4 protein-coding genes and 5 pseudogenes are annotated in these 7128 nt (G+C 55.2%); 3 read left to right on the forward strand and 6 right to left on the reverse strand.

What is annotated here, in order from left to right:
- Window positions 1-743: M24 family metallopeptidase (locus FCU66_RS34390; RefSeq protein ID WP_136625471.1), on the forward strand; the 743-nt coding region annotated here is incomplete at its 5' end.
- Between the two features lie 15 nt (window positions 744-758).
- Here the strand turns inward: FCU66_RS34390 and FCU66_RS34395 are convergent.
- The 4 genes and pseudogenes from FCU66_RS34395 to FCU66_RS34410 all read right to left on the reverse strand — a co-directional run bounded on the left by FCU66_RS34395 (window position 759) and on the right by FCU66_RS34410 (window position 4070).
- On the reverse strand, window positions 759-1442 hold the full coding sequence (locus tag FCU66_RS34395) for a GntR family transcriptional regulator (RefSeq protein WP_168992204.1): 684 nt from the start codon (window positions 1440-1442) through the stop codon (window positions 759-761).
- A 225-nt stretch (window positions 1443-1667) separates the two neighbouring features.
- A pseudogene (locus FCU66_RS34400) lies at window positions 1668-2553 on the reverse strand (ATP-grasp domain-containing protein); the annotation flags it as partial.
- Between the two features lie 257 nt (window positions 2554-2810).
- Window positions 2811-2962 (reverse strand): annotated as a pseudogene (locus FCU66_RS34405) (IS6 family transposase); the annotation flags it as partial.
- Between the two features lie 97 nt (window positions 2963-3059).
- On the reverse strand, window positions 3060-4070 hold the full coding sequence (locus tag FCU66_RS34410; RefSeq protein ID WP_168992203.1) for an L-histidine N(alpha)-methyltransferase: 1011 nt from the start codon (window positions 4068-4070) through the stop codon (window positions 3060-3062).
- Window positions 4071-4342: 272 nt separating this feature from the next.
- Between FCU66_RS34410 and FCU66_RS34415 the strand changes: the two are divergent.
- Window positions 4343-4606: pseudogene (locus FCU66_RS34415) on the forward strand (transposase); the annotation flags it as partial.
- 238 nt (window positions 4607-4844) lie between these two features.
- Here FCU66_RS34415 and FCU66_RS34420 read toward each other — a convergent pair.
- Window positions 4845-5896: pseudogene (locus tag FCU66_RS34420) on the reverse strand (IS110 family RNA-guided transposase).
- 64 nt (window positions 5897-5960) lie between these two features.
- Here FCU66_RS34420 and FCU66_RS34425 point away from each other — a divergent pair.
- Window positions 5961-6267: pseudogene (locus FCU66_RS34425) on the forward strand (IS3 family transposase); the annotation flags it as partial.
- 85 nt (window positions 6268-6352) lie between these two features.
- On the opposite strand, the gene FCU66_RS34430 reads toward FCU66_RS34425, so the two are convergent.
- Window positions 6353-7039, reverse strand: a complete 687-nt coding sequence (locus FCU66_RS34430; RefSeq protein ID WP_136622359.1) for a GntR family transcriptional regulator — start codon at window positions 7037-7039, stop codon at window positions 6353-6355.
- Window positions 7040-7128 lie beyond the last annotated feature (89 nt).

The raw sequence follows: 7128 nt of genomic DNA on the forward strand, positions 1-7128 counted from the left end.
GGGCTGACATGTCCGGGCTCGTCGAGCGGTTTCGCCTGGTAAAGTCCAACCATGAAATTATCGCTATGCGAAAAGCCGCCGCCGTTTCCGACGCGATCATGGAGACAGCGCTTTCCGTCGCAAAAGTGGGCATTAGCGAGCAGGCCATCGCAGCCGAGGTCCACAAACGGATGTTCGAAATCGGAGGTGAGTATGTGGGCTTCGGTCCGTTCATCCGGTCCGGCGAGCGGCTGCCCTATGAACACGAGGTTTGGACCGATCGCGTCATTGGCAATGGCGAGCAGCTTTTTGTGGAAATGGCAGGATGCGTTGGCCGTTACCACGCGCCGATGGGCAGGCTGGCATTCGCGGGAAAAGCGCCCGAGGGTACGCAGGAAATAGCGCAAATCTGCATTGCCGCACAGGACCGTGTTCTCGAGGCGATGCGCCCGGGCGCCACCGGCGCCGACGTCTACAACGCTTGGCAAACCGTCATCGACGAAGCCGGATTGACGCACTATCGCCGACATCATTGCGGCTACGCTGTCGGTATCGCATTCCCTCCGACATGGACCGGCGGAATCGGTGTTGTCAGCATGCATCCCGAGAGCGACATGATCCTGGAACGCAATATGGTTTTCCACCAGTTGTCCTGGTTGCTCGGGTGCGGCCGAGGAGACTACTTCGTTTCGGACACGGTGTTGGTAGACGAAGACGGAGGTGAACGTCTAACCACCACATCACGCGATGTTATCGAATTTTGATGCCACGCACACTCCTCAGTCGCTTGAAATATAGCGGCTGACTTTCTTAAGCCTCCTGCGCAGATATGTCGCCCTGACGTTGCCGAATGTGGCTAGGTCATTGGACGCCAGAGCGTCGGAAAGGCCTTTTAGCTCGCCTAGCAGTTCTCCCACGACGTCGTCCCAATTAAGATTCGGCATGAAGGTGTACCAGATACGGGCAACCCGGTAGTAAAGCAGGTTCGTCATTTCGCGCATCGGTTTGCTGCCAATAAGATCACAGATCAGAGCCTCAAGGTCGTTAGACAGCTGCGCGTAGCCCTCAATGTCCCGCTGGCGGCGAAGTTTCGCGGCTCGCGCGATCAGGTCATTATGGGTTTCCCGGTGCGTATCCGTGACCCAGTTCGGGGACAATGATCCCATCGCCGCCGCAAGAAGAATCCGCAGATCATAGATGTCTTTGAATGTCTTCATGTCGATGTCGGTGACACGCGTACCGACTCCGTTTCGGATCTCAACGAGCCCTTCATAGCTGAGCTGCTGGAGAACCCGCCGCAGTGGCGTGCGACTGACGCCGAACTCAGTCGCCAGTTGCATCTCATTCATCATCATGCCCGGCGGATAATGTAAGATACTGATCCGCTGCCGGATGTTGTCGTACATATATCGCTGCCGTTGATCGGTACTTTTCTTGGTTACTTTATTTGTTACTTTATTCATCGTTTTAATTTCGCTCCCATTGCCTGTTGGCGAAAAACACATTATCTAATATTTGGCAATGATTTGGTTCCGTGGTCTTGGGAGCTACGCGCTCTGTGCAGGGAACGAAAGCCCGGACTCTTCTCCTTGGCAGTTTCCCGACGATTACCTCTAACCTGGCGCCGCCGCGCCCGCAGACTTTTCCTCTTCGCCCAGTGCCGAAAATGGGGTGATCGAGCAATCGATTAGGCCGGCGGCACGCTGAAGTATCGCCTCGGTCTGAGCAAGGCTGGGTGAAGCGGCGATGACATAAATGACGACTGGGCCACGGTTCGTTCACCGGGATTCAATGCAAGTTGGCCCCGAGCCCAGGCCAAGAGCTCGCAAACAGATCGGTGAGACATTGGCGATACGCCGATGCCCGTATCGGTCAGCAGGGCCGGGAAGGCGAACTGACGAAACACGAAATGCGGTGGCGGACCGAAGTCACCGGCGGAAATCGCAATGACCTCATTTCCTATTGTGTCGGCGCAAAAGAAGAGGCCTTGTGCAAATCCTTCGACGAGTTTCCTAGGCGAGGACCGCCATTTGTGCTTGCCGCCCAACAGACAAGTCGTATCCTCGGACATCTGATCCACGGTGCGGCACAACCGGACACCGTCGCTGCCGTCGCTTGCGGCTGGCTTAACAATCACGGGCGGTCCGATCTCCGAGGCCGCGCTTTCAACATCGGTCGAATTTGCTGCCAAGCGATAAGCACGAATTGGAACGCCGGCCTCAGCGAGGACTTGTCGTTGAACGAAATTGTCACAGTATGGTTCGATGGACGCTGGGTCCGGTCCGGTAGATTGAAATGCCGGCAGAGCTTGCCAACTGTTGCACAGACCGAATTGCCCGAAAAGCCAGCAATGTCATATGTCGCTCCAATCCGGGAACATGCGCGGATCAGCGAATCGAGATTGTCTGTATCGACCCGGATTGCGGCCTCAAGCTTTTCCGCCGCAAGATCGTCGTATCGAGATGGATCGGCAGACAGGGTAATTGAATGAAGTCCAAGACGCAGGGCCGCTTGAACGAATAGCAGACCGATGCCCCTATGACCTTCAACCAGGATGAGCGCTCTTCGTGCCATTGGCTTTGACTCCGACGTTGTGTGTTGTGCAGCGCTCCGAGCGTAAATCGGCATCAATTGTTTCTAGCTAGCTGTCTGCCTCAGACTTTGCGCTGAACTAGCATTGTCAGCGATTTGGGGCCGTGAAGGTTTGTAAATTTGTTTGTAGGATCTGTTGCGAACTCTTGCTTACCGGTGCGGATTCGACAGTGTCGGCGACACTGTCGATGGCGCGACAGGCGCTCGCGCCGGTTAAAGCGCTCCAGCAATAAGGGCTAGAAACCAAGCGCCCAGCGGTTGATAGTGGTGTGATCGATTGCAATGCCCCGCTCGCCCATCATCTGCTCAAGATCCCGCAGGTTCAGATTGTAGGCCGCCAGCGTACGCACAGCACGATCACTGATTGGTCGAACTGACGGCCCTTGAACATCGCAACCCTCTAAAATGCTCGAATGTTTTCTCCCCACAAAACCAGCAACCACAAATATTCGCCACATCCAACTCGAGATAGCGCATTAACAACTCTTCTACCCATCAACTATTTTGTACAAGCATATAGCGTATCTCCGCTCATAATCCGTCCAATGATGCACCGGGTTCAAGCCATGCTTCATGACAATCTCGTTAAATGTATGCACATTGACTTTCCGCATGATCTCCGTTCTAATCATCTCTCCTTCTTCTAGGCAAAACGAGAAATCTAGTTTCTTGAGCTTGACGGATTGGGCCTGCATGGCCTCCAAGTGGGCCTCCATTCGGCAGAGAGATTTATTGTGAAATGCGACATGTCGAAACTGGAAGACATTAAAGTTTCCATCGAAGCGCCAATTCAAATGCTGAAGTACGCACAGGTTGGTCAGAATAGCACTTTGATTATTATAGGCTGCTTCCAAGACATCCGAGTTTTTATCCAAGTCTATACCAACTAGAAAATAGTCTCCGGGAGCGAACAACGATCGCACCGAGCGAAGCAGATCGTGCAATTCATCATCGTACATGTTTCCCATTGAGGCGCCGAGGCAAACCAAAAGCTTTGGACCTGTGATGGTGGCAGCCTGTTCCAATCCGGTTTGATAAACCCCAATGATGCCCGTAAAGTTCAAATCTGGTGTCATCGACAGGAGGTTTTCGGCGGCTTTCTCCAGGATTGAACGGTTGACGTCAATAGCGGCATAAGACGTTGGGCCGTGGTTCTCCACGTAGGCGTTAATCAACAGCGTCGTTTTTTGTGCGTTTCCAGACCCCAATTCGACGATAGAGGCAGGGCCTGTTATGTTGGCAACCGATTTGGCGTACTGCGCCAGTATCTCCTGCTCGGCCCTGAATAGATAGTAGGAGTCCTCTTTGCAGAGCCGCTCAAACAGGGCTGATCCTGTATCATCATAGTAGTACATGCAGCCTATCGAACGCGGGAACCCCGATAATGACTGTATCAACAAGTCGCCACGGAAGATTTCCGTTTCAGGAAGATCGGCACCGATGATGGTACGCTTTTTGCGGTCGTCTGGTTTGTTCTTGCTTGGAAGTCGTCGAAGCATGTCGATAGACCCCTCATAAAATATACTGAGCCACCTGATGGCATGTCCAAAATACATCAGCCCCAGTCTGAAGTTACGCAAGAGTTATGCCAATTGCCGACACAAGGCCGCACGAAGGCAGTTCCTCCCTTTGGATCAATGAGTTAACCTGAAGTGTACAAGATCGGGACGGCGCCACCCGGTGTCGCGGCTTCGACAAACTCGACAATAGTGTGACCTTGCCCCTCTGATCTAATCCGGTTTGAAGTTCGTTCTGTCGAGAGGACCAGGACATGAAACGTAGCCGCTTCTCTGAAGGGCAGATCATCGGAATTTTGAAGGAACACGAGGCTGGGGTTTCGGTTGCCGATCTGTGCCGCAAGCACGGGGTCAGCGACGCCTCGATCTACAACTGGAAGGCCCGCTTCGGCGGGATGGATGTCTCCGAGGCTCGGCGACTGAAGGCGCTAGAGGACGAGAACACGCGGCTGAAGCGGCTTCTGGCCGACGCCATGCTCGACAATGCCGCGTTGAAGGATCTTGTGGGAAAGAATGTATGGTCCGCCCCGTCCGTGCACGAGTTCGCGACATCGCCGATGACGATTCCAGTTGCATAAATGTATCCGGCCTCTCGCGAGTGGGCTGCTGTTGCAGCCAGGCCATGATGAGATCCGCGCACGCCGTTCCCAATAAATGGTTCGGGCACGAAGCCCGCTTTTTTGCACAGGGCTTACGGCATGCTGATCCACTGTTTCGTCATCGCTATTCCCGAGCCTTGCAATCGAGCCGAGAGGGTCAGGCGAATGCAGGATCCCTGCGTTCGTAGAGCGCTCCCGGCTTGGTCAGGACAACCCAGACAATGCGCGCCGTCTTGGCGGCGAGTGCAACAACGGCCTTGTTCGGGTGCATTCTGCTCTGCAGGCCATCGAGCCAGCTTCCAAGACGATCCCGTGTTCGGTCCAGATGTCGGAAGCAGGATCGCGCGCCATGAACAAGGAGCTTGCGGACGTAGCGGTTCCCGCGCTTGCTGATGCCGAGGAGCTTCTGCTTGCCTCCGGTCGAGTGTTCCCTTGGGACAAGGCCCAGCCATGCAGCCAGGTCGCGGGCTTTCTGGAATTGACGTCCGTTGCCGACCGCCGCAAGAAGTGCGGTAGCGCCCAGTGCTCCGATCCCCGGGATCGTCATGAGCCGGCGGGCAATATCCTCTCGATCTGCAATCGCGGCGATCTCCCTCGTCACGTCGTCGATGCGCTGCTCCAGCCGGCGCAGGTCGGCGAACAGATCCGTGAGCAGTTTACGCATCGCCGGCGAGAGGTCGTTCGACGCATCGTCGAGGACCAGCGGCAAGTCGAGCTTGAACAGGCCCGCTCCCTGTGTCAATGCAATGCCGTATTCTAGGCAAAACGCCCGCATCTGGTTGATGAGACGAGTTCGCGTTCCGATCATCTGGTCGCGCACCCGATGCAGAGCCTGGAGGTCAGCCTGTTCCTCGCTCTTGATCGCAGCGAACCGCATTGTCGGCCGAGTGGCCGCTTCGGCGATGGCCTCGGCATCGATAATGTCACTCTTGTTTGACTTCACGTAGGGCTTCACGAACTGCGCCGGGATCAGGCGAACCTTGTGCCCCAGCGCTTGCAGTCTCCTGGCAATCCATTGTGATCCTGCGCACGATTCCATCCCGACGATCGCCGGCGCTGCTCGCGCAAAGAACTGCAGCAGCGTGTCGCGTCGGAAGCGAGCTCGCTGGACGGGCTCCCGCCGCTGTCCGTGCCGACGACGTGGAAGATATTCTTGCCGATATCAACTCCGTAGACTGCCGCAGGGCGCGGCGCATTGCGTAGGGACATTGCAACCTCCTTTGGTGTGACTGCCAGATGATGCTGCGGGAGGACGGGGCGGACCATCCCATTAATGGTGACGCCCGCGGCCAAGCGGAAAGCTGTCGCCTCGCCTGAAGGAAGGCTTTTCGGGATGAGCGAACGGCGGGCGTGTAAAGCCATCGGCTGTTGCCGCATGACGGTTCCCTACGAGACCAGCAGGCCGGACGACCGCGAGGTTCGCGAGCGGATGAAAGCGATCGCGCAGGAGCGTCGCCGGTTCGGCTACCGGCGTCTTCTGGTGATGCTGAGGCGGGAGGGCCTGGTCGATGAACCACAAGAAGCTGTTCCGGCTTTATCGGGAGGAGAAGCTCGCCGTTCGCCGCCGTGGCGGCCGCGAAGGCGGCCTACCGCTTTTTTTAACAATCCGCGAATCACATTAATCGGGAGAGTGGGCTCAGGCTGGTCGAGCTTTATGACCCTTGATTAGTCCCTCCGCGCTTCATCGCGCGAAATGACCTTGTAAATACGATCAAACGCCATCGCAGCCTGGTTTCGTCTACGAAACCCGAAGCCGCGAATATCGCCGCGCTGTAGTACAGCAATCAGTTCACGAAGTTCGGACAAAAGAAGTTCCACTTCTTCATTCCAGTCCAATTTCGGCACGCAGCTGAGCCAGATTCTGCCAATTTCGAAGTAAAGTTTCTCCGTTATCTCTCGCGCTCTGATATTTGAAATAGTCTCCGCGAGCGTCTCTTCGACTTCTCGGTGTATCTTACCTAGCAAATAAACGTCATGATTTGACTTAAGCTGCTCCGCCTCATTAAACAATCTTTGAAGCGACCGAATGGTCACGCTAGGAATCGGCAACTCTATAAATCTATAGAGATTCTCAGCCAGAACCATTCTGACTTCATATATCTGGCAGAGCGTTTTGGCATCAACGTCCGTTACGGTCGTGTAGGAACCTTGAGACCGCACTAAGAGGTGTTCGAACTCAAGGCGCTGAAGCACTTTGCGAAGTGGTGTTCGACTTATATCGAACTCAGCTGCGAGGGTGTTCTCCGACAACTTTGTTCCCGGCGAATACTCTAGTAGCGCAATACGAGTCCGCAGGATCTCATAGATGCCTGGTACCGTGTCGAAGGATTGATCGGCTTCTATAACGTTCATTGGCTTCGCAACACCCTATAATACCTAGGCGTCTCTCCGAGATAGCCTTGACTGGCCGCTAAACCTCAGCGAGATCTCTCGAGGAATTC

This window comes from Mesorhizobium norvegicum (genome assembly GCF_004919685.1).
Lineage (GTDB): Bacteria > Pseudomonadota > Alphaproteobacteria > Rhizobiales > Rhizobiaceae > Mesorhizobium > Mesorhizobium norvegicum.

Coding starts and splice junctions, on each gene's coding strand:
- FCU66_RS34395 (WP_168992204.1), bottom strand. CDS start 1,442: ATGAATAAAGTAACAAATAAAGTAACCAAGAAAAGTACCGATCAACGG.
- FCU66_RS34410 (WP_168992203.1), bottom strand. CDS start 4,070: ATGCTTCGACGACTTCCAAGCAAGAACAAACCAGACGACCGCAAAAAG.
- FCU66_RS34430 (WP_136622359.1), bottom strand. CDS start 7,039: ATGAACGTTATAGAAGCCGATCAATCCTTCGACACGGTACCAGGCATC.